Genomic DNA, 25,501 nt, shown 5'->3' on the forward strand with positions numbered 1-25,501 from the left:
GATATCATTTAATTTCTGTAAACATCCTAAATAACTATTAATAAAAAATTCATCTTTGTTTTAATAATGTTTAATTTAAAGATTTACCACTGTAATAAAAAACCACTAAAACAGTTAGCTAACTGACATATTTCAATCATATAACTGTCATATTCTCTGCCTAGCATCATCGCCATCAATAACATTACACGACAATAACTTGTCACTATTGAATATATACATGGAGAAGTAGAAATGAAATCTCATTGGTTGATCAGTTCATTACTCACTGTCGCAACATTACCCATCAGCTCAACTTATGCCGCTGAAGAGCTGACGGTTTACACCACGTTTGAAATAGACATGCTTGCGAAATTCAAACACGGCTTCGAAAATGCAAATCCTGGAATAAAAGTAAAATGGGTACGCGACTCAACTGGCATCATGACAGCAAAGCTACTTGCAGAGAAAAATAACCCCAAAGCGGATGTAATATGGGGATTAGCAGGCTCATCTATGGCACTACTGAAAGACGAAGGTATCGTCAAACCCTACTCACCAAAAGGTTTAAACGCGATCCGTGGCAATATGGTTGACCCTCAATCTAATAAAGCTTGGTTTGGTACTCAGGCTGTCTATATAGCCCTCTGCTTCAACGACAGAGTCGCTAAAGCCAAAGGACTACCTACGCCAAATAGCTGGGAGGATCTGTTAAACCCGGTATACAAAGGCCATATCGCAATGCCAAATCCAGCTTCTTCAGGATCCGGTTATATACAGGTTACGGCATGGCTCCAGTCGATGGGAGAAGAAGCGGCATGGCGCTACATGGATAAACTCAATGACAATATGGCCTATTATACGCATTCAGGCTCTAAGCCTTGCGTCCAAGCCAGTATGGGCGAAGTCGCGCTTGGGATATCTATGGCAATTCGAGGTGCCACACTAAAAACACAAGGTGCACCTATCTCTGTGATCATGCCTGAGGGCGGTGTCGGATGGGAAATGGACGCGGTTGGTCTGGTAAATGATCAATCCGAAGCTGCCAAAAAACTCATTGACTGGGCATTAACAACGGATGCTAACCGTCTCTACAGTGCCTTCTACCCGAATGTTGCACACAACGCGATCCATTCCAGCGTGGCAAACTATCCGAATGTAGAAGGTGCTGCGGTAAACATGAACTTTAGTAAAATGGCAGAAAATCGTCAGTCCGTACTAAAACGTTGGTCAGAAAATTTTGATAATAAATCAGAATCAAACCAATAATAATGAACCAACATAAGACATGTATAACAAATAAAAAACCACTAACAACACACCGATTCCACCTATTTTTCTATCTAGCTAAAAATGTAAGTTTTTATAGATCTATTTATGTTTCACACATACACAAGTAGTGAGTAAATGTATGGACTCTTATCTGAAAATTATAAATATTAACAAGCAGTATGGCCATTTTATTGCATTAAATAATATCTCATTGAATATTAATAAAGGCGAATTTATTTGTTTTTTAGGCCCTTCAGGCTGTGGTAAAACAACCTTACTCCGTGCCATTGCAGGCCTTGATCTGGCATCTTCAGGATCTATATTTCAAGAAGGTAAAGACACGACGTTTCTCCCCCCTGAAAAACGTGATTTTGGCATAGTCTTTCAATCTTATGCTCTCTTCCCCAACCTGACGGTAGCAGAGAATATTGCAATTGGGTTACGCCAACAAAATAAGGATAATAAAACGGTCTTTGATACCGTTAACAAATGGCTCCGTGTTATTGGTTTACCTGATGCAGGCCTAAAATACCCCAATCAGCTTTCCGGTGGACAGCAACAACGTATCGCCCTCGCTCGTGCCTTGTCGTTATCACCTGGGTTATTACTGCTGGACGAGCCCCTTTCTGCATTGGATGCAAAAGTCCGCACCCATCTCCGGGAAGAGATCCGCCGTTTGCAGCGTCAGCTTGGCATAACAACGATTATGGTTACCCACGATCAAGAGGAAGCACTGGCAATGGCTGATCGTATTGTGGTAATGAATCACGGCATTATTGAACAAGTCGGCACACCAGAAGAGATCTACCAGCAACCCGCTTCTCGTTTTGTAGCTGAGTTCGTCGGTAACATGAATTTCATCCCCGCGTCGGTGATCAGCGATTCACATATCCGCATTGGTGAAACGCTATTGCCCAAACCGTCACCAACACTCAAGCGCGGCGATCAGGTCGAACTGGGATTGCGACCAGAAGATCTGCATTTCTTACCTGTTGGCAGTAAAAGTGAATCCAGTTTTCCGGTACGCATTGAAAATATGGAATTTCAAGGCACCTTCATGCGCACGGAGTGCCAACTGCAAGGCACATTTCAGCGTAGCGCGATCAATATTGATGTACCGATTCGAGAGCTACGTGAGCTGACATTGGAGCACGGGCACTTTCACCAGATCAATTTTTCTAAAAAACACACCCATATTTTTCAGGCTCAGTCATGAGTATGGACACCGAAATGAATGCATTAAGTCAAAACCGCGATATCAACTTGCTGCCATTACCGTCTTCTCAACCTCGCTACCTATCGTCACTGACACAATTCAAAAATATCATCAGTTGCGACACAGTACTTCTTGCTCTGCTCTTACTGCTACTGATGACTGTCATGGGAAGCTTTATGTTAGGGCCGCTCCTTGCCATGCTACAAAAAAGCCTCCTCAGCAACGATGGCGTTTATGTCGGACTCGCGAATTTTACTGAGTATTTCACCTCCCCTGCGCTGTGGCTATCATTACAGCACACGCTGGTGATTGGCTCCCTAGTCACCATAATTGTCGGATTTTTAGCGTTTGGTTATGCCTATGCACTGACTCGCAGTTGTATGCCTTATAAAGGGGTATTCAAAGTGCTTGGTTCAGCACCGATCCTTGCCCCCTCTCTGCTCCCCGCAATCAGTCTTATTTACCTGTTTGGTAATCAAGGAATAGCGAAAGATTTACTGCTTGGGCACTCCATTTATGGCGTTATCGGTATCACGATGGGCTTGATTTTCTGGACGTTCCCCCATGCACTTATGATCCTGATAACCTCACTCAAAACCTCAGATGCCAGACTTTACGAGGCGGCGAAAACCCTTAAGATCTCACCGATAAAAACGTTCTTCATCGTTACTTTACCAGCTGCAAAATATGGTCTGATCAGTACATTGATCGTGGTTTTCACCTTGGTTGTCTGTGATTTTGGTGTTGCTAAGGTTATCGGCGGCAGCTATAACGTTCTGGCAACGGATATATTTAAGCAGGTTATCGGCCAACAAAACTTTGCCATGGGAGCGGTTACCAGCGTCGTTCTACTATTACCTGCCTTATTGGCATTTATGACTGACCGCTGGGTGCAAAGAAAACAACACCACCTCTTCGACACCCGTTCAGTGGCGTACCACCCTCAACCTCACATATTGCGTGATGCTACCTGCTTTATCTTCTGCACCTTGATTTCATTGGCGATTATCACGGTCATTGGAATGGCGATTTATGGATCTCTGGTAACCTTTTGGCCATGGAACCTTACAATAAGCCTGAACAACTATCAGTTTGCACAATTTAGCACTTACGGATGGACACCTTACTTTAATGCGATCGAGCTGGCGTCTTGGGTTGCTGGCATTGGCACATTGGTGATCTTCATTGGCGCATACTGCCTCGAAAAAGGCCGCTATTTTACGCGATTACGCAATCTACTGCAGATCGTTACAATTATTCCCATGGCAGTTCCTGGCATGGTACTCGGACTTGGCTATATTTTCTTTTTTAATAGTCAGGCAAACCCGCTTTCATTGCTGTATGGCACAATGGCCATTCTTGTCGTTAATACGATTGCTCATTATTACACGGTGGGACACATGACGGCACTGACCGCACTCAAACAGCTTCCTGTAGAAATTGAAGCCATTTCAACCTCTCTTAAGATGCCTCAATATAAGGTATTTTTCAAAATAACCGTCCCTATGTGCTTGCCCGCTATTTTAGAAATCGTGGTTTATCTGTTCGTTAATGCAATGACAACCACATCGGCTATTGTGTTTTTGTATGCCGCCGACACGATGCCCGCATCGGTAGCAGTATTGAACATGGACGATGCCGGACAAACCGGTCCCGCTGCGGCAATGGCGGTTATGATCCTACTGACTGCAGGCACCATAAAACTGCTGCATGTGATTTCCAATCACGTTCTTGAACATCATACGCAAGCATGGTGTCAGCGCTAATTATTGCAAAATGGCATCAGCATCATGCAGGTCAAATTTCTAGCCATCACACCGATAGTGGCTGCCTTGCGACCTGCATGGCAAGATATTAAACACTTGTTGGTAAATAGCCTTTAATAAGTATAAGATTAGCTGAGAAAATGCTGGCGTAATCTGAGCTTTACTCTTAGAATGCGCCTGCTTTGGGGAGTAGTCACCAATTGTTCGTCTGTCGTCATCTCGAAGTTTACGCTTCCGGCAGCCGAGGGTGGATTTGTAATCCTGTTTACACCATCTTGACGAGACCAACGCCATTAATCATGCACATAAGTGCAGGGTACTGTTTACTTTTACAGGGGGATCCTGTGAAGGCAACTGTATTTTTTTTTAATGCGCGAAAGGTCTGGTTTGTTTTATGCCTGTCTCTTTCGCGCGCCCGATCGTGAAAGGAGAAAACCATGAGCCTTTTTAGCTATGAAGGGTTCGCTGTTCTAACACTATTAATGTTGGCGCTGGACTTATATCAAACCCGTGGTGGTAAAGTCACCATCAAAAAAGCCGCTATTTGGAGTTTGTTCTGGGTTGTACTCGCACTGGCCTTTAATGTTGTCATTTATATGTACTGGCCACAAATGGCCCCGGACAGCACATACACTAACAGTCAAGCAGCGACGGCTTTCTTAACCGGTTACTTACTTGAAAAATCACTCAGCGTAGATAACTTATTTGTCTTTGCTCTGATTTTCGGCCAGTTTGCGGTACCTGAATCGATTCGACCTCGCGTATTAATGCTGGGCGTTGTAGGGGCACTGATCCTTCGTGGCATTATGATCGCGGTAGGTGCAGAATTACTTACTCAGTTCCATTGGATTCTGTACATTTTCGCGGCGTTCCTACTTTACACAGGTTACAAACTGTGGAGTGAAGACGAAGAAGAGCAAGAGGATTTTTCACAGTCGTTACCCGTACGTCTGGTGAAAAAATGCTTCCGTGTATCGGATGATTACCATGGTCATAAGTTCTTTGTCAAAGACAAGATGGGGTGGTTAGCGACACCAATGGTGATAGTTATTGCGGTTATTGCATTGACTGACGTAATGTTTGCGCTAGATTCAATTCCTGCGATTTTTGCTGTAACCAAAGAACCATTCTTGGTCATGTCTGCCAATGTATTTGCGCTGTTAGGTCTGCGTTCGCTGTATTTCGTACTTGAAGGTATGTTGACACGTTTCTGCTACCTACGCCCTGCATTAGCATTTATTCTAAGCTTCATCGGTATCAAGATGCTGTTAATGGAAACTAGCTATGCGATTCCAACACCTGTATCACTGGCTGTGATCGTGTTGTCTATTTCTGCAGCGATCATCGGTTCGCTATGGAAAACCCGCGAAGTACAAGCTTAATAATACAATGCCCCACTCCGGTGGGGCATTGCTATTCTCTTTACACTACTAGTAACGGCGATAATTCTTCATCGTCGAAAAAATATCTTCCACTGGTTCCTCTATCGCCCTGTCGTAGCCATAAATGTCTTCACGCATTTGCAGCGTATTATTCTCATCAACCCAAGCGGTCACATAGGTAAAATCAACATCAATTTTTCTTGATATATTAATCGTATCTGTATCTTCTACTGCGACTAGATTGTCATAAGAGCCCACAGATGAATAGCGCTGATATTTCAGTATAAATTCGGCCAGTTCGGCAGCCTTTTCAACCCTCACGCAACCTGAACTCAGGTTACGTTTTGTGCGTCTAAACAAGCTTCTCGCAGGCGTATCATGCAAATAAATAGAGTAATCATTTGGCATCAAAAATTTCACATTACCTAACGCATTCGTTGGCCCTGGGCCTTGCATAAATTCATAAGGGAATGTTTCAGGATCCACCGTGCTCCATTCAATCGTTTCCGGTAAAATTTCACTTCGATCTCGCCAACTATGAATAATTTTCAGGTTTTTCCTTTCTAAATAATCAGGCGAAGCTTGAATACCTGGGATGACATCTTCCTTCTTAATGGTCTCTGGAATATTCCACTTTGGATTAACCACCATGACGCTCAATGCAGATGAAAACAAATTGGTGGGTCGCGTTGAGCGACCGACAATCACTTTAGATTCAAATACGACATTATTTTTATGTGTGATTTGTAACTGGTAATCAGGAATATTGACACGAATGGTCGGTCGCTTAGCCCCAGAGGCACCAAACTGACTGCGATGCATATTCAACGCAATCACGCGGGAAACTTCTTGATACGGTAAAGCTAGTTGACGTGCCGTTGCCGGGCCGATAATACCATCATCATCAAGCCCATTGCGGCGCTGAAAACGCTTAATCGCGTTATTCACCTCACCATCGTTGTTCACGACTGGATCGAGTGTCAGCGGGTTGTATGCCTCCGGAGGTAAATCTCCATAGTTATATAAGACTTCAAGTAACTGTTGGCCATTAGGAATATCCTGCCCCCTTCTTACCACTTTCCGACCCACTAACTGATATTGATGCGCCGGTAATTGGCGTAGCAACTCAGCTTGGCGCAACGCACGAGCTATCACAATCAATTCATTGCTATTTACACCAAGGCTATCTCGCAATAACAGCTCATTAAGGCCTGAAGTAACAACGGAGCTAATCACTGTATCGGGTTTAGTCTCCCATTGGCTTACCTTAATCGGCCGTAGTGTCTGATGGCGAAATAGCATACTGGGTCTTGCTGTTATCTGCTGCATCAGTGCTTGATAAACCAAATAGGTGTCAGTGGCTAAGAGATCAAACCCTCGAAGATCCTGCTGTTGCTCTAACTGTTGTAATTCCACCAGCCGTTCATCCATTCCAGACACAATTTCTGCGTAGGCTAATGTTTTAATCCGAAGTAGCAGTGCCTCACGTAACTCAGGGGATCGCCATAAGGGCATAAAATCATTGTCTGAATAAATTTGTTTTAATGGTTCAGAAAAACACAATGCCTGTTCACCACCATCACAAAGCTGCTCATAACTGGCAAGGGGGACGCGATTAACTAAGCTTAAGTCAAGCATGTGGCTTGGTTCAGCGGATACCTCCACCCTGTCGTCTGTCATCACCTTCGCGAAGGCAATATCAGCAATCGACACGGTAAATAACGTGATGAGTAATCCTAAAATATGGCGGGGTCGTGCATGAGAACGGCTGTCAAACATTACAAACAATCCTGAGATACAATTTTCAACTAAAAATTTCAGCTCAATCCTTGAGCAGGCGTCATGATAATCAATACGGGTAATCGCTTCTTGGAGGCATACCGCATATAAACAGTTTTAGTCAAAATTGTGACATACTGACAAGTTTTAAGGATAATTTATTGACATACTAGTCAGTACAAATGGAAGGCATCTCGTAATTATTGCCAAATATATGCATATAATCCGTGCCTAACCGTGACTCCTCTTACGAATTTCCAATATAGAAACCAACCCTTCTGTTATTTTCACTTCAAGAAATTGAAATTTCACGTATCTTATTTCTCATAATAAATACATGGTTAATAACATGATGACTCAAGCGAAATTCAGCAAAATTATTTGTGACCCATTGCTATCTCCTAAACAAAAATCCAGCTATCTTGCACTTGAAGCTGATGCCAGCCTTCCGTATCTCGATATTACAGAGCATGTGAAAGAAGCCATGTATAGCAATGTTCTGTGTGACATGTTTGAAGGTAATGCGCCGTTTAAACCACGTTACGTACTACCTGACTATGCAAAATTCCTTCAGCAAGGTTCTGAATATCTTGAGCTAGCACCCGCTTCAGATTTCGATGAAGCGCTCAATCACCTAACTATCATTTATCATCATGTTCCTTCGGTGACCAATATCCCGGTTTATCTCGGTCAATTGGATGACGTTTTACTACCATACGTAGACGGTATGGATGAAGAGACAATCTACCGTAAATTACGTCTGTTCTGGATCATGCTGGACCGCACCCTACCAGATGCCTTCATGCACGTTAATATCGGTCCAACTGACAATATTATTTGCCGCACGATCCTGCGTGTTGATGCGGAATTGAAACAGGTTGCCCCCAATCTGACCTTTATGTACGACCCAGCTATTACACCTGATGATTTACTACGCGTTGCCAATCAGAACATTTGCGAGTGCAGCAAACCACATATCGCTAATTACCCGATTCACGCTCAGACGTTTGACAATCGTGGTTTTGGTATCGTCAGTTGCTACAACTCGCTGCCACTCGCAGGCGGCGCTAACACCTTGGTTCGAATGAACCTGAAAGAAGTGGCTTTAAAATCAGACTCCAGCCAGCACTTCTTTGACACCGTTCTTCCACACTATTGCAACACCCTGTTCGAGTTGATTGAAGCGCGTTCTGCTTTCTTGCATGAAGAGTCCGGATTTTTTAATAGTTTCCTCGTCAGTGAAGGCTTAATTGACGAAGATCGCTTTGCGCCGATGTTTGGTATTTACGGTATGGCGGAAGCGGTGAACACGATCATGCAAAAAGATGGAAATGACGGACAATACGGCCTGGATGGTGCGGCCAATCAACTCGGTCACGCTATCTCTCGCACTCTAAGTGACATTGTCACGTCTACCCCAGTAAAATATGGCTATAAAGGGCGGGCGTTGCTGCATTCTCAAGGAGGGATCAGCCTCGATGTGAATGTGACACCCGGTGTACGTATCCCTTACGGAACAGAGCCAGACCCAATTAGCCATATCCAAGCACTTGCGGAACATCATCAATACTACACCTCTGGTATCAGTGATATTTTGACCATTGATGAAACCGTTAAAGCCAACCCAGAAGCCATGTACCAGCTTTGCAAAGGCGCATTAGCTCTCGGCTTTCGTGAGTTCACTGCAAATGTTCACTCTAACGACCTTGTCCGAGTAACGGGCTACATGATCAAGCTGTCCGATATTGCCAAATTCAAAGCATGCGGATCTCGCACCAACACCACAGGCTTGGGTGAAGAAGCGGCAGCAACCACAGGTATTCTCAATCGTAAACCACGAGTGGTAAGTCATGAGCAAGCGCCACGTTACAGCGACGGTCAGTAAGATCCTCAATTTCTCGTGCGTTGACGGGCCTGGAAACAGGCTCGTTATCTTCCTGCAGGGCTGCAACTATCAATGCAAAAGCTGTCATAACCCCCATACCATTGGGCTGTGCAATGACTGTGGTGATTGTATTGCCCCCTGCCCTGCAGGCGCATTGAATCTTCACAACGGGAAGGTGATGTGGGATGCGGCACGCTGTACCCATTGCGATCTGTGTTTATCGGTGTGCCCGAATCAGTCCAACCCGAAAACTCAACAGATTAGCCTTGATGAAATGTTAGCGCTAATCCGCAAACAGCAGCTTTTCTTATCTGGCATTACAGTGAGCGGCGGGGAAGCGACTTTGCAACTGCCATTCATTGTCGCACTGTTTAGTGCCGTCAAAGCAGATGATGATTTAAAGCATCTCAGCTGTATGGTCGATAGTAACGGAAGCTTAAGCCTCACGGGGTGGGAAAAACTTTTGCCAATCTTAGATGGTGCAATGATTGACCTTAAAGCCTGGCAGGAAGAAACCCATCAGTGGTTAACAGGTCGCAGCCACCATCGTGTACTGCAATCTGTCGCGTTGCTGGCAAAGCATGACAAGTTGGAAGAATTGCGACTCTTACACATTCCAGGCATTACCGATTATGATACAGAGATAGACGCTGTAAGCCTGTACTTAAAGGAATTGCCCAAACGCACCACGATTAGGCTCAATGCCTTCCAGCACCATGGGGTTATAGGCGAAGCCCTTCAATGGGATATTTGCAGTAACGCCGCAATTAAACTGTTTGCCGAAAAACTTGAGCAACGCGGCCTGACAGTGACGTATCGAAAGCCTCTATGATCGCCACCCACATGATCACCGGTCTTCCTTCTGCACCAAGAAGGGAGACGATTCTCCCCCCTCGTACAGATACAAATAAACTCAACGAGTTAGACTGCGGTTTTAGCAACATCCACTATCTGTTCGTAGAGCCAACGCTGAGCCGGATCATTCATACTTGGCTGATGCCATACCACACTGTATGACACCTCGCCGTAATTAAACGGCAGCGGTTTTGTGATCAACCCTTTCGCTTGCAAGGCAACATCCGCCCATTGACGCGAACAGGTAAACAATAAATCACTGTGGTGACACATTACCGCTGCACCACCAAAATCAGGCACTGTCACAGCAATGCGTCGCTTATGGTGCTGCTGAGCCAACTGCATTTCAAAAAACGGGACGTTAAGATCACTGTCCATGATCCCGATATGGTCATAGTTTAGGTAATCATCAACGGTCAAAGACTGCTCGGCAAGAGGATGTGAGGAATTCATCAGACACACCATTTCATCATCAAGCAGCGTTTCCCACACCAAATTAGTGTGGGAGCTTGGCGGCTGACTTTTATCATGTGGCAGCACTATAAAATCTAGCTGCCCTTTCGACAAACAATCAAAGCCCATACTGTCGCGAGACCAAATTTCTAGCCGCATTCCCGGTGATTGAGCCAATACGCGTGCGGTGAGTTTTGCTGCCAACAATTCAAACGTACTCTCTCGCATTGCCAATGAAAATCGGCCTTGATACGAGGCTGGATCAAAGGCTTCCTGAGTCAGCATTTGATTCATTTCATTGATCATCTGGTGTACCGTTGGCCCCAGACGACGCGCCAAGGGTGTCGCTACCAGCTGGTTACCATGTCGGTAAAATAGCTCGTCATTCAGACTGTCCCTAAGTTGTGTCAATGTCTTGCTAACAGACGATGGGCTCAGGCATAGTCGCTCGGCACTGGCGGTAACACTTAGGGTATCTAACATGACATGAAGCGTAACAAGGTGCTTCATGCTGATTCTAGAAAGTTTGATTAAATCCATATGCTTTTCGCTGGTGTAAATTCGACAAAAAAGCCAGCAGGTTAATCTGCTGGCTTATTGGTTAATATTGAACTCTGAATAGGCATTCAACTGTCTAGCGAACACCATGCAGAAATTCTGCACGGGTTGCAGGGTTGCGCTTAAATATTCCGCTTAATGCGGTTGTCGTGGTCACGCTGGTCGCGTCCATCACACCACGTGCTTTTACGCAATAGTGCGTCGCATCGATAGTGATAGCCACATCATCACTCTCTAGCAATGTTTGTAAAGCAACCAAGATCTGCTGTGTCAAACGCTCTTGAACCTGAGGCCGCTGAGCAAAAAAGCGCACAATACGATTGATTTTTGACAGGCCAATGATCTTTCCACGAGGAATATAAGCCACGGTCGCCTTACCGTCGATGGTCACCAGATGGTGCTCACAGGTACTGGTCAAGGTAATGTCTTTTACCCGAACCATCTCATCACAGTTCATCTTATTTTCGATAACGGTGATTTTAGGGAAATTGGTGTAATCTAAACCAGAAAAAACTTCATCAACGTACATTTTCGCAATACGATGCGGCGTTTCAACCAAGCTGTCATCGGTCAGATCCAAAGAAAGAAGCTCAAGAATTTCACGCATGTGATATTCAATTTTCTCTTTCTTTTCCTCGCGGCTGACAACAATATCAGTCATTGGTGTTTCTAATCCACGATCAGTCAATGCTTGACGCACCTTTAATGCAGATTCGCTAAATGTAGTCATTCTATTCCTCCAGCTCGCTGGCTTTGAGCAAACGCTAAGTATTATTAAACACTTAAGTCCAAAAAAAAGAGTGCCAGCAATTTTTCAGACCGAAGGATACCTGTAAATGACAATAATTACACCACGAATTTGTTCAGGTATTAGTGCTACAGACCTTTTTTTGTCATAATAAATGTCTAGATAAAATATAAAAGATGATAAACGGATAGCTATTATGGGTTGTTGTAATACGCCGGGCTTAATGCCAGTCGATGCCGCGATAGATAAAATTCTAGACCAAGTAAAACCACTCGACATCGTCAGCACAGTGCCACTGTCTGATGCCATGGGACTGGTATTGGCAGAAGATATCTGTTCACCGATTAATGTACCTCCTTTTGCCAATTCAGCAATGGATGGCTATGCACTTCGCAGTACCGATCTCGAGGCAACGGATACCCTCCAAATGGCAGGCAAATCTTTTGCGGGTATTCCCTTTGATGGCACCTGCCAATCAGGTCAATGTATCCGCATTATGACGGGCGCTCAAATGCCAGCTGGCACTGATACCGTTATCATGCAAGAAGAAACCGAAGTAAATGGCAATAGCATTCGCTTCACTACAAAGGCGCCACACGGTGACAATGTGCGTCCTATTGGTGATGATGTCTGTCAAGGGGATGTGGTCGTCGCGAAAGGTAACCGTATTACTGCACGTGAAATGCCGCTGCTGGCTTCTCTGGGGATTGCTGCCCTGCCGGTTTTCAAGCGTCCTACGGTTGCGTTCTTCTCTACCGGTGATGAGCTTCGCCCCGTGGGTGAATCTCTAGAAGCTGGCCAAATTTATGACAGTAACCGCTATGGTATCCGCGCCCTACTGGAAAAATTTGGTTGTGATGTAATGGATCTGGGGATTATTCCTGATTGTCCGGAAAAACTTCGAGAAGCATTCAACGCAGCAACGAAAGCCGATGTACTGATTACCTCTGGTGGTGTCAGTGTCGGTGAAGCAGACTACACCAAAGATATCCTTGAGCAACAAGGTGAAATCGGCTTCTGGAAAATTGCCATGAAGCCTGGCAAGCCTTTTGCCTTTGGTACTATCAAAGACACTTGGTTCTGTGGCCTGCCAGGTAACCCGGTATCAGCCATGGTAACCCTCTATCAGTTAGTGCAACCTATGCTGGCTAAGCTGGCTGGCCATAGCCAGTATCAACCACCGCAGCGAATCAAAGCCATCGCCACCAGCCCATTCAAAAAACGTCCTGGTCGCGCTGACTACCAGCGTGGGATTTACCAGATAAATGGTGACGGCCAGCTTGAAGTGGCAACAACCGGCAATCAAGGTTCTGGCGCTTTCAGCTCTATGCACCAAGCCAACTGCTTTGTGGTATTAGAGCAAGAACGTGGTCGTGTGATGCCTGGTGAGTATGTCACCATCGAGTTATTCAATCACACCATGTACTAACACTAACACAATAATCCAACAGCGAGAAAGCCGGCCCTTCATCATGAAGTCCACTCTTTTTCGCTGTTTGTTTATGAGTCACACAACAGGAATTCCCCGTGGTCGAACTAACCGACGCAGAAATGCTGCGTTACAACCGCCAAATTATCCTTAAACAATTCGATTTTGATGGCCAAGAGACCCTGAAGGCCAGCTCCATGCTGATCCTCGGTGCTGGTGGGCTGGGCTGCGCCTCGAGCCAATACCTTGCCGCTGCAGGCGTTGGTAAACTCACATTAATTGATGATGATAAGGTGGAAGTCTCTAACTTACAGCGCCAAGTGCTGCACAATGATAACACTGTCGGTATGCTAAAAGTTGACTCTGCTCGTCAGGCATTGTTAACCGTTAACCCGAATACGGCCATTGATACCATAGCCAAACGCCTCAACGATGAGGCGCTACTGGATCTGATTGAGCAACATGATTTGGTGTTAGATTGCAGTGATAACGTCGACACACGTAATCAACTTAACCGCTTATGCTTCAAAACAAAGACACCATTAGTGTCAGGTGCCGCCATTCGCATGGAAGGTCAAATCAGTGTTTATACCTATCAAGACGGCGAGCCTTGCTATCAATGCCTAAGTGCCCTATTTGGCCAACAAGCCCTAACCTGTGTGGAAGCTGGCATTATGTCGCCAGTGGTCGGAATTGTCGGTGCAGTACAAGCGATGGAAGCCATCAAAGTTGTGACGAAAATGGGTCAACCGCTCATGGGAAAAATCTTACTGCTGGACGCTATGAGCATGGCTTGGCGTGAAATGAAACTGGGTAAACAAGCAAATTGTTCTGTTTGTTGCCAGTAGTCACACCAACTAGCAAATAAAAAAGGAAGCCATGGCTTCCTTTTTTGTTTGCTAATAACTTTTATACCAAATTGATATTAATGTTATTTTAGAAACTTATCGAACATCGGTGTCAGTCTGACTTCTATTCGTCGGTTTGCCTGACGCCCGTCAGTCATCATATTATCTGCAATCGGTGCGCTTTCACCAAAACCAAACACGCCGAGACGTTTAGCATCGACACCGTTCTCAACAAGGAGATCAGACACGGACTGAGCTCGCTTCATGGATAACTTACGGTTGTACTCTTCAGAACCCACACTATCAGTGTGGCCTGCAATGAACACACGAGTTTCAGGCATATTGGCAATCAAACGAGAGAGTTTTTCAAGGGTTTTCTGGCCTTCCAAACGCACATCAGCGCTATCATGAGTAAAACTACGGTCACCTTTCAACGTAATAATGACTTGGTTACCTTTTCTGACAACGGTACCCACATCATCACTGATCAATGCTTCTGCCTGATCGACACTTTTAGCCAAAAACCGATCAATTTTCACTTGAGAAATATCGGCGTCATTACCAACCGAAGAACCTCCCGATGTCGCACATCCAGCAACAATCAAAGAAAATAAAAAAACCACCACACCTTTCATCTTTATACACCTACACTTTCTGGTCTCAGCCATACACGTCCGTACTTTATCAAAAGGTTTAGCATTCCATTTTGAATAAAAAGAAGAGTATGGAGATAGTTCACAATCAAAACTGCAAGATATACACAATATGGGTACAAACTGTGGCAAATCGTGGGTTAACCGACAAAACAAAAAAGCCGATGGTAATCATCGGCTCCATATCCCTCATTGCAGTTTGACTACACGAAGGAGGTATTCAGAATGTTGACTGATCAGTTATCGTTTAATCGAATGCCATCGCGCTCAATCACGATCACACCTTTTTTATACAGGCCGCCAATGGTATTTTTAAAGGTCGCTTTACTGGTGCGGAATTCTTTAAAAATAGCTTCTGGTGTTGACTTATCACTCAGTGGAATATAACCCCCTTTACGCGCGAGTGTAGTAAGGATTTTATCTGCTAAATCATCGACTTTCCCACGACCGGCCTTCTGCAATGACAAGTTGATTTTGCCATCTGGACGAATTTCGCGAATATACGCTTTTAGCTTTTTACCCGGAAACAGCTTGCCGAAAGACTCGGTCTTAAACAATAGTCCCCAGTGTTTATCTTCAATGACAGCTTTGTAACCAAGATCGGTCACTTCAGCAATCTGTACTTGTACTTCCTGACCCAGCTTATAATTGGCCGGCGTTTTGTCCAAAAAGCGGTTGAATTTGGTTGAGCCTACAATACGACCTGATGCCTTATCGGTATAGACGCGAACCATAATATCTTGGCCCTCTTCCAGACGACGACGCTGTTCACTGAAAGGAACAAGCAGATCCTTTTCCAACCCCCAATCAACAAATGCACCGATACCACAGATACCCACAACGCGCAGCAGAGCAAAATCACCAACGGTTGCAAACGGCTGTTTGGTTGTAGCGATGATTTCATCGTTTGAGTCAAAGTAAATAAAAACTTCTAGCTTATCTCCCAGCGCAGTGCCAGAAGGAACAGAGGCTTTCGGCAGCAAAATATTGCCGAAGTCATCACCACCATCAAGGAATACGCCAAAATCAACTTGTTTGACGACCTCTAACGTGTTGTATTGTCCAATTCTAATCATTATCTCGACACTCTCTGGGTAAATAAAACAACCGAGCAATAAAGCACTCAGCAGTATGCTCAAAACGCATACAGATCCATCATGAACTTTAGGTCGCGCATTATACGTGATGTTGTGTCAGCGCGCCTGACCTATCTTCAATTATTTGCCTACTTTTCACCCTAACAATCCAGCTAATGGTAAATAGCACTGAAATTAACTGACTAATTCATCTAAAATTAATATTACTTTCGCACGTAAGTGCTATCCTGTTTGCGCAATTTATCCATTCTAATTTTACCAAGGTTATTGAGTATAGTGATCACTGTTGAAAAGAAAGACGGCCACAAGCTAAAAATATCTCACGTCATTCAGGAAACCACCAACAGACAGCTGGATCTCTACATTTTCGTACCCGGTGAGTTGGGCCTTAATAACCACATCATTTCTGAAGAAGAATTCTTTCATAATGCCATTGTTGGTAAGCGCACGTATTACAGTGATGTTAATCACTTACCGTTGGTACATAGCCGACTTGCAAGCCGAGGTAAGTTATCTACCGAACAGTATCGCTTGAGTTTGAGTCTATATGCTTATCAGTATGCTCTCGCTCTGGAAAAAACCACCCAACAGCTATTAGATGACAAAGAAGAACGTTCACTTGAGGAAGTTGAGGAAGTTGCACAACTAACCACTCGGATCCTCAAACGTCTTCGTCGTAATGTACCGACAGATACCAAACTGCATAAGTACTATGAAAACGTTGATAACTATTTGTCATGGTTTACTGAACAGCGGCTGCTCGAGCTCGTTGCACACCTCCCTCGCAGCAGTGACTATAGCGAAATTAAATCGCTATTATTACAAGTCTGTGAAGGTGAATCTACACATCGCTTAGAGCAAAAATATAACTCAATCAAAGCAATGGACGATCCAACTAGAATGTCCAATAAAATGCGCCTGCTAAGGCGTCTGATCGAGTACCCGGTCACCATGAAAGAAAATACCGTTGAACTCGGTAAAAACACGCGCAAAATCGTCACCGGTTTTGCTGCCGGTTTTGTAATGATTTTTGTTACCCTGATGCTCATGAAAGCCCGTGGTGTACTTGGCGATATCACGGCCTCTTTTGTGCTGGTGCTGTCTTTTATTTATGCCGCCCGTGAAGTATTCAAAGATGATCTTAAAGTCATGCTCTGGCGTTGGGTACGTAAAGGCAAACCTAAATGGCGCAAACAATTTTTTGATGTAAATTCAAATCAGCTAATTGGCCGTCAGTTGGAGTGGATGGAGTATCAGCCATATAAAAAACTGGATAAAGAAATTCGTAAGGTCAGAAGGCATAAGGTTTCCCAGCACGAAGAAACTATTCTGCATTACAAAAGTACAACCCGGATGTCGCCTACTAAATTTCTGACCGGTTATGAACAAACCCGTGAATCTATCATGCTAGATCTTCGCGGTATTACCAAGTTGATGGAGAAAGGTTCACAGAAAATTTATCAACTAAAAGACGGCCAGGTATCAAAAGAGTCCGTTGAAAAACGCCACCTGATCAACCTAATCACCCGAGAAATCGACGAAGACAGCACCGTTCGAATCCAACGCTGGAAAGTCATCATGAATCGTTCAAAAATTGTCGATATCGAGTCTATTGATATCGTCAGTTAACCGCTAGTTTGCAGTGAAACACGAAGAAAACTCCACTTTTTTTCTCCGTTGTTGCGGTTGCCAGTGTTGTTTCTAAATCCTGCCGCTAGAGGTAATGCGACTTGAGGCAACTTAGGTATATGCTTAAAGAAGTCGCCCTTTAAGCATATACCTAGAGTCTGTATGAAAAAACTGTCGCAACTGATCTTCAACAATAGCTATCGTCATCTTCCTGCTGCATTGGGTACACCACTCCAGCCACAACCTCTTAGCGCCCCTTTCCTCGTCAGTATTAACCCTCAAATAAGTCATATACTGGAGCTTGACCCCGAACAAGCCAGCAGTGAACAGTTTATTAACGTATTTACTGGCAATGAAACACTCAATGGATTCGAACCGATTGCAATGAAGTACACCGGACACCAGTTCGGACAATATAACCCTGACCTGGGTGACGGTCGCGGCCTGTTACTTGGAGAGATCGTCACGTCACAAGGTAAGAAGTGGGATCTTCATCTGAAAGGATCTGGCCTCACGCCTTACTCCCGTCAAGGGGACGGCCGAGCCGTATTACGCTCCAGCATCCGAGAATACCTCGCCAGTGCCGCAATGGCTGGCCTAGGCATCAAAACCACGCACGCGTTAGCTATTCTATCCAGTAACACCCCAGTATATCGTGAGACAATTGAGCGCGGGGCGACCTTGGTGCGTGTCGCTGAAAGTCACCTTCGATTCGGTCATTTTGAATACCTGTTTTACACAAACCAGCATGCCGAACTCAAAATATTGGCTGATTACCTAATCAAGCACCACTTTCCCGCCATTAATTCTGAAACCAGTGATGACCACACCCGCTACAGCCGAATGTTCCAACAAATCGTCGCGTTAACGGCAACGATGATCGCTGATTGGCAAGCTGCCGGTTTTGCCCATGGTGTGATGAATACCGATAACATGTCGGTGCTGGGGCTAACCTTTGACTATGGGCCTTATGGATTTATGGATGACTATAACCAGGGATACATTTGCAACGCTTCCGATTATGCCGGCCGCTATGCATTTAACCAACAGCCAAGTATTGCATTATGGAATCTCGCTGCCCTTGGATACGCCCTTACCCCTCTGATCAGTAAAGACATCATTGAGCTAACTCTTGATAGCTACCAGCCCATATTCCAATCCGCCTACAGTCAAAAGATGCGAGATAAACTTGGCTTACAACAAAAACAAGCACAAGATACGCCCTTATTTGCAGCCCTATTCCAGTTAATGGGAGAGCTGCATATAGACCACACTTTATTTTTTCGTACACTCTCAACTATCCCGAAGCAGCAACTTTCTTCCGCATCACCATTGTTTTCAGAGCTGGTTACAGATATAGCCCCGTTAGCTATCTGGCTTAACCACTACGCGAAACGTCTCGAAGTTGAGCAGCAACCGGATCCCTGCCGGTTAGTGTTAATGCGCAATAGTAACCCCAAATACATCTTACGCAATTACCTTGCCCAACAAGCTATCGATAAAGCAGATAGCGGCGATTTCAGTATGATTGAGCAGCTACTTACTGTACTCAACAGTCCATATCAGGAACACCGTCAATTTAAGCACTTTGCCGAGTTGCCGCCGCAGTGGGGAAAAGAACTAAAAATCAGCTGCTCCTCCTAAAGCCGAATACGAGATAGCCCTCTGTCAACGACAACCTTTGGCGTAACACCAATTCATTCGGTTAAAAATATAATAACTCTATGTTAAAAAACTTTTGCTGCAGCCCCGGTCTGCATGCGAAAAATTGAAATTGACAATCTACTCGGTGAGAGATTGTTCACGCTTCAAATTAAATGTTTATCCTTCGAACCGCTAATATCTCAAATATTTGAACTCGCCAAGTATTTGGGATCCTATTGATTGCTACATTCAGCCATCTAAAATCACGTGCAACAATTAGGTAGTTATGAATACGCAGCGCATTGCGAGCTTTGAATGGGGACGAGTTGCGGCCTTATTCGCTGTCATCATCATTCATTCGCAAGCATTTATGACCGGCCCATTCTATAATGATCAGCCTTGGCTGGGACTCATACTCAATCAGCTTAGTCGATTCGCTGTACCGCTATTTTTTATTTTGGCAGGGTATTTTATTATGCCCAAACTGAAGATCGCACCCAGCGTAACCTTTCGCTGTTATAGTTTACCACTGCTTAAAATTTGGTTAATATGGAGTGTAATTTATCTACTACTCCCATTTAACGCTGAGATTGTATTCACACAGGGCTATTTGGCTGAACGAGTAGGTTATTGGCAGTATTTACTACAGCACCCACTAAACAGCTTATTTGAAGGCGGACTTGTTCATCTCTGGTATATACCAGCCCTGCTTTGCGGATTAGCTATCCTCGCAGTTTGCTGTCATTACAAGCAAGAAAAGTGGTTACTGCTTGTTGGATCTGTACTGTATATCTACGGCCTAATGGCGGGCAGCTATGCGCCCATTTACGACCTGCCCGCGCCCATTTTTACCCGTAACGGCCCATTCCTCAGTACTTTAATGCTATCTATTGGCTTTATTATCCACCAAAACAAACTCCGAGTATCCTCACCCATTGCCGCCTCTATCGCGGTAATTGGCATGATGCTGCACTTGGGAGAAGCTTTTTTTCTTACTCGTTATGACCTCCCGTTCAACGGGCATGATTTCTTAATGGGTACACTGCTCTGGGCCACCGGGATTTTCCTGCTACTCGCCAATAAACCGGACTTTGGACGGTCCACTTTTACTTTCGCGATTAGCCAAAATACACTTGGCATTTACCTCTGCCATATGATGATTCTCATTCTGCTGTTGAACCTGTTTCCATACACAGGCTTTCCAGCGTATGTAACCGATATTCTTCGAATAGTACTTACCTTTTTACTGTCATTGGGATTAATACGGCTACTCAGCATCATTCCCTCAGGGCGCCTGCTGCTACGCTAGCTTTGCCAACAAATTAAACCGGCATCATTAGCCGGTTTTATGTTGCGTTATCACCTCAGTAACACCATGGTCTTGAAGCCACTGTTGCAAGTTGGGGGATTGATGAATGTACGAGCTGACCACGCGGCATGGTTTGTTCACCGCCGAGGTCGCGGCCAACGCTTGAGCAACCAACGATAGCACAGCTTCATTTTGAGCATCATGCAAATATTCTAGTGAGGGATGCGTTTGATCCAGTCCTAACGTAAACTGCGCCAATTGATCAACATCAACAACTAACCCATCAAAGTATTGAAGAAACTTATCAGTTAACAGCGCATTAGCCGGTAGCTCAGCCATCAAATGAACGTTAAGCCCCTGTGCTCCACGACATAATCCCTGCTCAGCCAGCAGATCAATGGCTGTTGCTGCGTCACTGAATGTACGTACAAACGGAATAACCAATTCGATATTGGTCATCCCTTCCGCATTGCGAGCACGCTTGATGGCCTCACATTCTAATTCAAAGCTTTTACGATGCCCCTCATCCGCATAACGCGACACCCCACGTAACCCAAGCAAAGGATTCACTTCGTATTCCTCTAACTCAGCACCGAGTAGTTGGGAACGCTGATGAGAATCAGCCCCTGTCATGCGAATCAGCAAAGGTTGATCACCCGCAAGGCGCGCCGCTACAACTAAGCGTTCAGTTAGCATAGAGACAAAATATTCTGCGGGGCTACCCTCACTCAGCGCTAATAACTGCTGCTGAGACTCCTCGCCCAATTCGGTAGCATAAGCTGCGGCATCCGGGTGAATAGATAATTCTTGAATAAAATCATCAAGAGATAATAGACCAATACCTAAATCCTGATTGTCGAATTGAGATGTTGATTGAAGCAGTTTCAAAAAATGCAAACCAGTCTGATCGCTATTTTCCATAGGGCACCATTATAACTTTATTTGTTCAATATCAGAAAGTTAATTCGCTAATGTGGCGTTCTACACATCCGCTAACTCATGTTCAGTCAGCCTCTATTTACTGACATCCTTATCTAAGAATTTAACATACTCACTCACCGATACCGACGCAAGCGGAATTACAAATAAATGCAAATCTACCCACAAAATACGCATAAATAATGAAAAACGCATGAGTACTGCCTTTTTCCACTGATCTAATCCATGTACAAAAAAACATCACTTCTTGCGTTAAGTTACTACGAAATGAATAAAGTCAGTCGACATAAGAATAAAAAACTAAGCTATATCACAAGTTTGGTTTATTCCTGAGGCCTTTTGGGCTATCTTTACGGGTCGTTAATTTTTGTAATACCGAGATAGGCAACAGCTATGCCAATGAAAACAGATGAACTCCGCACAGTTAGCCTTGGCCTGATGCCAACGCCCGCTGAGGTTGAAGCCGCTTACCCCATCACTGATGATATTGCGGATCACATCGCTCACTCTCGTCGGCAAGTTGAAGCGATTCTTTCAGGCGATGATACTCGCCTTCTCGTTATCGTTGGTCCTTGTTCGGTCCATGACACAGACGCCGCAATAGACTACGCGAAGCGCCTGCTTGAAATGCAAGCGAAATATAAAGATCAACTCTTTATTGTTATGCGTACGTATTTCGAGAAGCCACGTACTGTTGTGGGGTGGAAGGGCTTGGTTTCAGACCCTAACTTAGATGGCAGCCTTGATTTAGCGAAAGGTTTACATACTGCTCGTAAACTATTAGTCGATATTAACCAGATGGGTATGCCAACCGCCACTGAGTTTCTAGATATGGTCACCGGCCAATATTTAGCTGATTTGATCACTTGGGGAGCGATTGGTGCGCGTACGACTGAATCCCAAATTCACCGTGAAATGGCATCAGCCCTATCCTGCCCTGTCGGCTTTAAGAACGGGACGGATGGCAATATTAAAATTGCGGTTGACGCGATTCGAGCGACACGTGAGTCTCATGTTTTCTGCTCGCCGTCTAAGACGGGTGAAATGACGATTTACCGCACATCGGGCAATCCTTATGGCCACGTTATTTTACGTGGCGGTAAAATGCCTAATTATCACCATGATGATGTTGCTGCATCATGCGAAACATTAACCGATTTTGGGCTGCCAGCTCGACTTATCGTCGATTTTAGCCACGGTAATTGCCAAAAACAGCATAAGCGCCAATTGGATGTCGCAGCAGATATTTGCCAACAAATTATGAATGGTAGCCACTCTGTTGCTGGTGTTATGGCTGAAAGCTTTATTGTCGAAGGAAGCCAAACTGTCGATGTCGACCATTTAGATGCCTTAACCTATGGACAGTCGATCACTGACCCATGCATCAACTGGGACGATACCGTCACCATGCTCGACATGCTGGCTGATGCTGTACGCAATCGTCAATAACCCAATTAGCAACGTATAAAAATAATTATTTTTCCACCGTTTCAAATTACTAAACAATTAGGATTAAGCACATGCCATCTTTTGATATTGTTTCTGAAGTCGATAACGTAGAACTGAAGAACGCTGTTGAAAACTCAAGCCGCGAGCTAGCAACACGCTTTGATTTCCGTAATGTTGAAGCTAGCTTCAGCCTAAGCAAAGAAGTGGTTAAAGTCTCAGCTGAGTCCGATTTCCAGATTAACCAGATGATGGACATCTTCCGTGGTAACTTATCAAAGCGCGGTGTTGATGCCAAAGCGATGGAACTGAAAGATATCATTCACTCAGGAAAAACGTTCTATCAGGAAGTTGCCTTCAAGCAAGGCGTAGAAAGCCTGATTGCGAAAAAAGTGGTAAAAGCCATTAAAGATGCAAAATTAAAAGTACAGGTAGCTATCCAAGGCGAAAAACTTCGTGTTACAGGTAAAAAACGCGATGATCTTCAAGCGGTAATGGCACTGCTTCGCGAAAATGATTATGGTCAGCCTTTCCAGTTCGATAACTTCCGCGACTAACTCTCGCGCTAAGCATGCAAACGGATAGTTATAAAAGGGAAAAGTGTTACTTTTCCCCTTCTTATACTTATCAAGTCCAACATACGCTGAATCCTCCGTATTGAGCTAGCTTGAATATATGCATGATTAATGTTCAAACAAATAGCTAAAAGACCAAAATCCTAGTTGTAGCCTCTATAATCCCCTATAATCCGCTTGCCTATCTAGGGTTCTATTGTCGTTTTAAAGGTTTTATTTATTAGAGATATCGAGCAAACATTACGAGTAACCTTGTGCTCGCATGGAATTAGCGATACCCGACTTAGGACGTCATAGCGATCACTTTTCATTTTAAAGTTGTTCCCCTCACCACATATTACACCGTTTTTGTCTTTACCCGATACATACTGTTTCAGCTATGTATCCTGCTCATATTCCTTTGCCGAACGATCCACAGTTATCGGCAGAGCACGGAAGATATACAGCGAGAACCCTTTTAAGGTTATATAAATGATACCTATAAAGGAGATGTCCATAATGGACTCTGTGAAAAACAATACGGCTGATGCACAATCAGCAAGTAAAACAAAACTAGGCTGGAGCAAAAGCGACACCGTTTGGGTGCTTGGCCTATATGGTACAGCTGTCGGTGCTGGTACGCTATTCTTACCAATCAACGCTGGTGTCGGTGGCCTAATCCCATTATTGGTTATGGCACTGCTTGCCTTACCAATGACCTACTACGCTCACCGTGGTATGACTCGTTTTGTGCTATCAAGCTCAAATCCAGGTGCAGACATCACTGAAGTTGTAGAAGAACACTTTGGCGCTGGTATGGGTAAAGTTATCACTTTGCTTTATTTCTTTGCAATTTACCCAATTCTACTGGTTTATAGCGTTGCACTAACGAACACTGTTGAAAGCTTTATGCTAAATCAGTTAGGTATTGAACCACCTGCTCGTGCATTGCTTGCTTTCATTCTGATTATTGCGCTAATGGCGATTGTTCGTCTGGGCGAGCAATTAATCATCAAAGCGATGAGTATATTGGTTTTCCCATTTGTTGCCGTACTACTGATGCTAGCGTTGTACCTCGTTCCTTACTGGAATAATTCTATTTTTGAGCATGTTATTCCTGAAAATGGCGGCATCTCAACGATTTTAATGGCTGTTTGGTTGATTTTACCGGTAATGGTATTCTCATTTAACCACTCACCTGTTATTTCATCTTTTGCCGTTACTAAGCAAAAAGAATATGGCGATCAAGCTGAAAAGCAATGTTCACGCATTCTGGCTCGCAGCCATATAATGATGGTTGTAACGGTCATGTTTTTTGTATTCAGTTGCGTACTCAGCCTGTCACCGGCTAACCTTGCCGAAGCCAAAGCGCAGAATGTCTCAATCCTGACTTACCTGTCTAATCATTTCAACACACCAATGATTGCTTATGCTGCGCCTATCGTGGCAATTATCGCAATCACCAAATCATTCCTGGGCCACTACATCGGTGCCAGTGAAGGTCTTAATGGTCTGATGGTTAAAATGCTACGTAGCCGTAGCATAGAAATCGGTCATAAAACACTGAATACTTTTACTGCGCTATTTATGCTTGTGACATCATGGGCTGTAGCGACAATTAACCCAAGTATTCTTGGTATGATCGAAAGCCTTGGTGGCCCAATTATCGCTATGCTGCTATTCATCATGCCGATGTACGCTATCAAAAAAGTACCTGCTATGCGTAAGTACTCTGGCGCTCTAAGCAACATTTTTGTTGTTGTGATTGGCCTGATCTCAATGTCAGCTATCTTTTACTCGCTAGCGCAGTAAACATCGCACTAACAAATACGACTATAGGCCATCACTTGATGGCCTATTTTTTTGTTTGCCCAGCGAAGCTGGCAAACCCGTCAGGTTGCAAGAAACCTGAATCACCCCGACTGAGGGGAAGATAATCCGAATCGCAAGGGCGTTGCTGGCCAACGGCAGGGTCTGAAGGAAGCGATAGGAAGTTAACAGTACACAACGAAAGTGAACCTGATTCGGCAGTCTAGGTGGGTAAGCGTGCAAAATAGCGC

At 44.4% G+C, this 25,501-nt stretch carries 20 protein-coding genes and 1 pseudogene; 14 read left to right on the forward strand and 7 right to left on the reverse strand.

Annotated features, from left to right (window positions below; translation table 11 throughout):
- Positions 1 to 234 precede the first annotated feature (234 nt).
- From L4D12_RS09865 to L4D12_RS09880, 4 genes are all read left to right on the forward strand, one after another.
- The gene (locus tag L4D12_RS09865; RefSeq protein WP_428447660.1) at positions 235 to 1,248 is read left to right on the forward strand and encodes a putative 2-aminoethylphosphonate ABC transporter substrate-binding protein; all 1,014 of its coding nucleotides are present in this window, start codon (positions 235 to 237) and stop codon (positions 1,246 to 1,248) included.
- 142 nt (positions 1,249 to 1,390) lie between these two features.
- A complete protein-coding gene (locus tag L4D12_RS09870; protein WP_428447661.1) occupies positions 1,391 to 2,467 on the forward strand; it encodes a putative 2-aminoethylphosphonate ABC transporter ATP-binding protein in 1,077 nt (358 codons plus the stop codon).
- A complete protein-coding gene (locus L4D12_RS09875; RefSeq protein WP_428447662.1) occupies positions 2,464 to 4,233 on the forward strand; it encodes a putative 2-aminoethylphosphonate ABC transporter permease subunit in 1,770 nt (589 codons plus the stop codon). The genes L4D12_RS09870 and L4D12_RS09875 overlap by 4 nt, the downstream gene beginning before the upstream one ends.
- Positions 4,234 to 4,670: 437 nt before the next feature.
- Complete coding sequence (locus L4D12_RS09880; RefSeq protein ID WP_428447663.1) at positions 4,671 to 5,615, forward strand: TerC family protein; 945 nt, start codon at positions 4,671 to 4,673, stop codon at positions 5,613 to 5,615.
- A gap of 48 nt (positions 5,616 to 5,663) precedes the next feature.
- Here the strand turns inward: L4D12_RS09880 and L4D12_RS09885 are convergent, their stop codons facing one another.
- The gene (locus tag L4D12_RS09885; RefSeq protein WP_428447664.1) at positions 5,664 to 7,394 is read right to left on the reverse strand and encodes a L,D-transpeptidase family protein; all 1,731 of its coding nucleotides are present in this window, start codon (positions 7,392 to 7,394) and stop codon (positions 5,664 to 5,666) included.
- 352 nt (positions 7,395 to 7,746) lie between these two features.
- On the opposite strand from L4D12_RS09885, the gene L4D12_RS09890 reads away from it, so the two are divergent.
- Entirely contained in the window at positions 7,747 to 9,279 is a 1,533-nt protein-coding gene (locus L4D12_RS09890) for a YjjI family glycine radical enzyme (RefSeq protein WP_428447686.1), read from the forward strand.
- A complete protein-coding gene (locus L4D12_RS09895) occupies positions 9,245 to 10,111 on the forward strand; it encodes a YjjW family glycine radical enzyme activase (RefSeq protein WP_428447665.1) in 867 nt (288 codons plus the stop codon). The genes L4D12_RS09890 and L4D12_RS09895 overlap by 35 nt, the downstream gene beginning before the upstream one ends.
- Before the next feature lie 89 nt (positions 10,112 to 10,200).
- Here the strand turns inward: L4D12_RS09895 and L4D12_RS09900 are convergent, their stop codons facing one another.
- Complete coding sequence (locus L4D12_RS09900) at positions 10,201 to 11,127, reverse strand: LysR family transcriptional regulator (RefSeq protein ID WP_428447666.1); 927 nt, start codon at positions 11,125 to 11,127, stop codon at positions 10,201 to 10,203.
- Between the two features lie 94 nt (positions 11,128 to 11,221).
- Positions 11,222 to 11,875, reverse strand: a complete 654-nt coding sequence (gene folE, locus L4D12_RS09905; protein WP_428447667.1) for a GTP cyclohydrolase I FolE — start codon at positions 11,873 to 11,875, stop codon at positions 11,222 to 11,224.
- Between the two features lie 214 nt (positions 11,876 to 12,089).
- Between folE and moeA the strand changes: the two genes are divergently transcribed.
- Both moeA and moeB read left to right on the forward strand, forming a co-directional pair.
- On the forward strand, positions 12,090 to 13,322 hold the full coding sequence (moeA, locus tag L4D12_RS09910) for a molybdopterin molybdotransferase MoeA (protein WP_428447668.1): 1,233 nt from the start codon (positions 12,090 to 12,092) through the stop codon (positions 13,320 to 13,322).
- A 98-nt stretch (positions 13,323 to 13,420) separates the two neighbouring features.
- On the forward strand, positions 13,421 to 14,170 hold the full coding sequence (gene moeB, locus L4D12_RS09915; protein ID WP_428447669.1) for a molybdopterin-synthase adenylyltransferase MoeB: 750 nt from the start codon (positions 13,421 to 13,423) through the stop codon (positions 14,168 to 14,170).
- A gap of 83 nt (positions 14,171 to 14,253) precedes the next feature.
- Here moeB and L4D12_RS09920 read toward each other — a convergent pair whose 3' ends face one another.
- Together L4D12_RS09920 and L4D12_RS09925 are read right to left on the reverse strand one after the other, a co-directional pair.
- The gene (locus tag L4D12_RS09920; RefSeq protein ID WP_428447670.1) at positions 14,254 to 14,805 is read right to left on the reverse strand and encodes an OmpA family protein; all 552 of its coding nucleotides are present in this window, start codon (positions 14,803 to 14,805) and stop codon (positions 14,254 to 14,256) included.
- Between the two features lie 254 nt (positions 14,806 to 15,059).
- The gene (locus L4D12_RS09925; RefSeq protein ID WP_428447671.1) at positions 15,060 to 15,899 is read right to left on the reverse strand and encodes a CvfB family protein; all 840 of its coding nucleotides are present in this window, start codon (positions 15,897 to 15,899) and stop codon (positions 15,060 to 15,062) included.
- Between the two features lie 297 nt (positions 15,900 to 16,196).
- Here L4D12_RS09925 and L4D12_RS09930 point away from each other — a divergent pair, with 297 nt between their 5' ends.
- From L4D12_RS09930 to L4D12_RS09940, 3 genes are all read left to right on the forward strand, one after another.
- Entirely contained in the window at positions 16,197 to 17,549 is a 1,353-nt protein-coding gene (locus tag L4D12_RS09930; protein ID WP_428447672.1) for a hypothetical protein, read from the forward strand.
- Positions 17,550 to 17,711: 162 nt separating this feature from the next.
- Positions 17,712 to 19,193 (forward strand): protein adenylyltransferase SelO, encoded by a 1,482-nt coding sequence (locus L4D12_RS09935; RefSeq protein ID WP_428447673.1) that lies wholly within the window; start codon positions 17,712 to 17,714, stop codon positions 19,191 to 19,193.
- Positions 19,194 to 19,479: 286 nt separating this feature from the next.
- Complete coding sequence (locus L4D12_RS09940) at positions 19,480 to 20,502, forward strand: acyltransferase (protein ID WP_428447674.1); 1,023 nt, start codon at positions 19,480 to 19,482, stop codon at positions 20,500 to 20,502.
- Positions 20,503 to 20,529: 27 nt separating this feature from the next.
- Here the strand turns inward: L4D12_RS09940 and L4D12_RS09945 are convergent, their stop codons facing one another.
- Positions 20,530 to 21,423, reverse strand: a complete 894-nt coding sequence (locus tag L4D12_RS09945) for a putative PEP-binding protein (protein ID WP_428447675.1) — start codon at positions 21,421 to 21,423, stop codon at positions 20,530 to 20,532.
- 411 nt (positions 21,424 to 21,834) lie between these two features.
- Between L4D12_RS09945 and L4D12_RS09950 the strand changes: the two genes are divergently transcribed.
- From L4D12_RS09950 to L4D12_RS09960, 3 genes are all read left to right on the forward strand, one after another.
- Positions 21,835 to 22,890, forward strand: coding sequence for a 3-deoxy-7-phosphoheptulonate synthase (locus L4D12_RS09950; protein WP_428447676.1), 1,056 nt, complete (start codon positions 21,835 to 21,837; stop codon positions 22,888 to 22,890).
- A gap of 71 nt (positions 22,891 to 22,961) precedes the next feature.
- Complete coding sequence (locus tag L4D12_RS09955; RefSeq protein WP_428447677.1) at positions 22,962 to 23,444, forward strand: YajQ family cyclic di-GMP-binding protein; 483 nt, start codon at positions 22,962 to 22,964, stop codon at positions 23,442 to 23,444.
- Positions 23,445 to 23,960: 516 nt separating this feature from the next.
- Positions 23,961 to 25,253, forward strand: coding sequence for a serine/threonine transporter (locus tag L4D12_RS09960; protein ID WP_428447678.1), 1,293 nt, complete (start codon positions 23,961 to 23,963; stop codon positions 25,251 to 25,253).
- Between the two features lie 21 nt (positions 25,254 to 25,274).
- Here the strand turns inward: L4D12_RS09960 and L4D12_RS09965 are convergent.
- Positions 25,275 to 25,501 (reverse strand): annotated as a pseudogene (locus tag L4D12_RS09965) (hypothetical protein); the annotation flags it as partial.

It is taken from the genome of Photobacterium nomapromontoriensis, assembly GCF_050336815.1.
Taxonomy (GTDB): Bacteria; Pseudomonadota; Gammaproteobacteria; order Enterobacterales; family Vibrionaceae; genus Photobacterium; species Photobacterium nomapromontoriensis.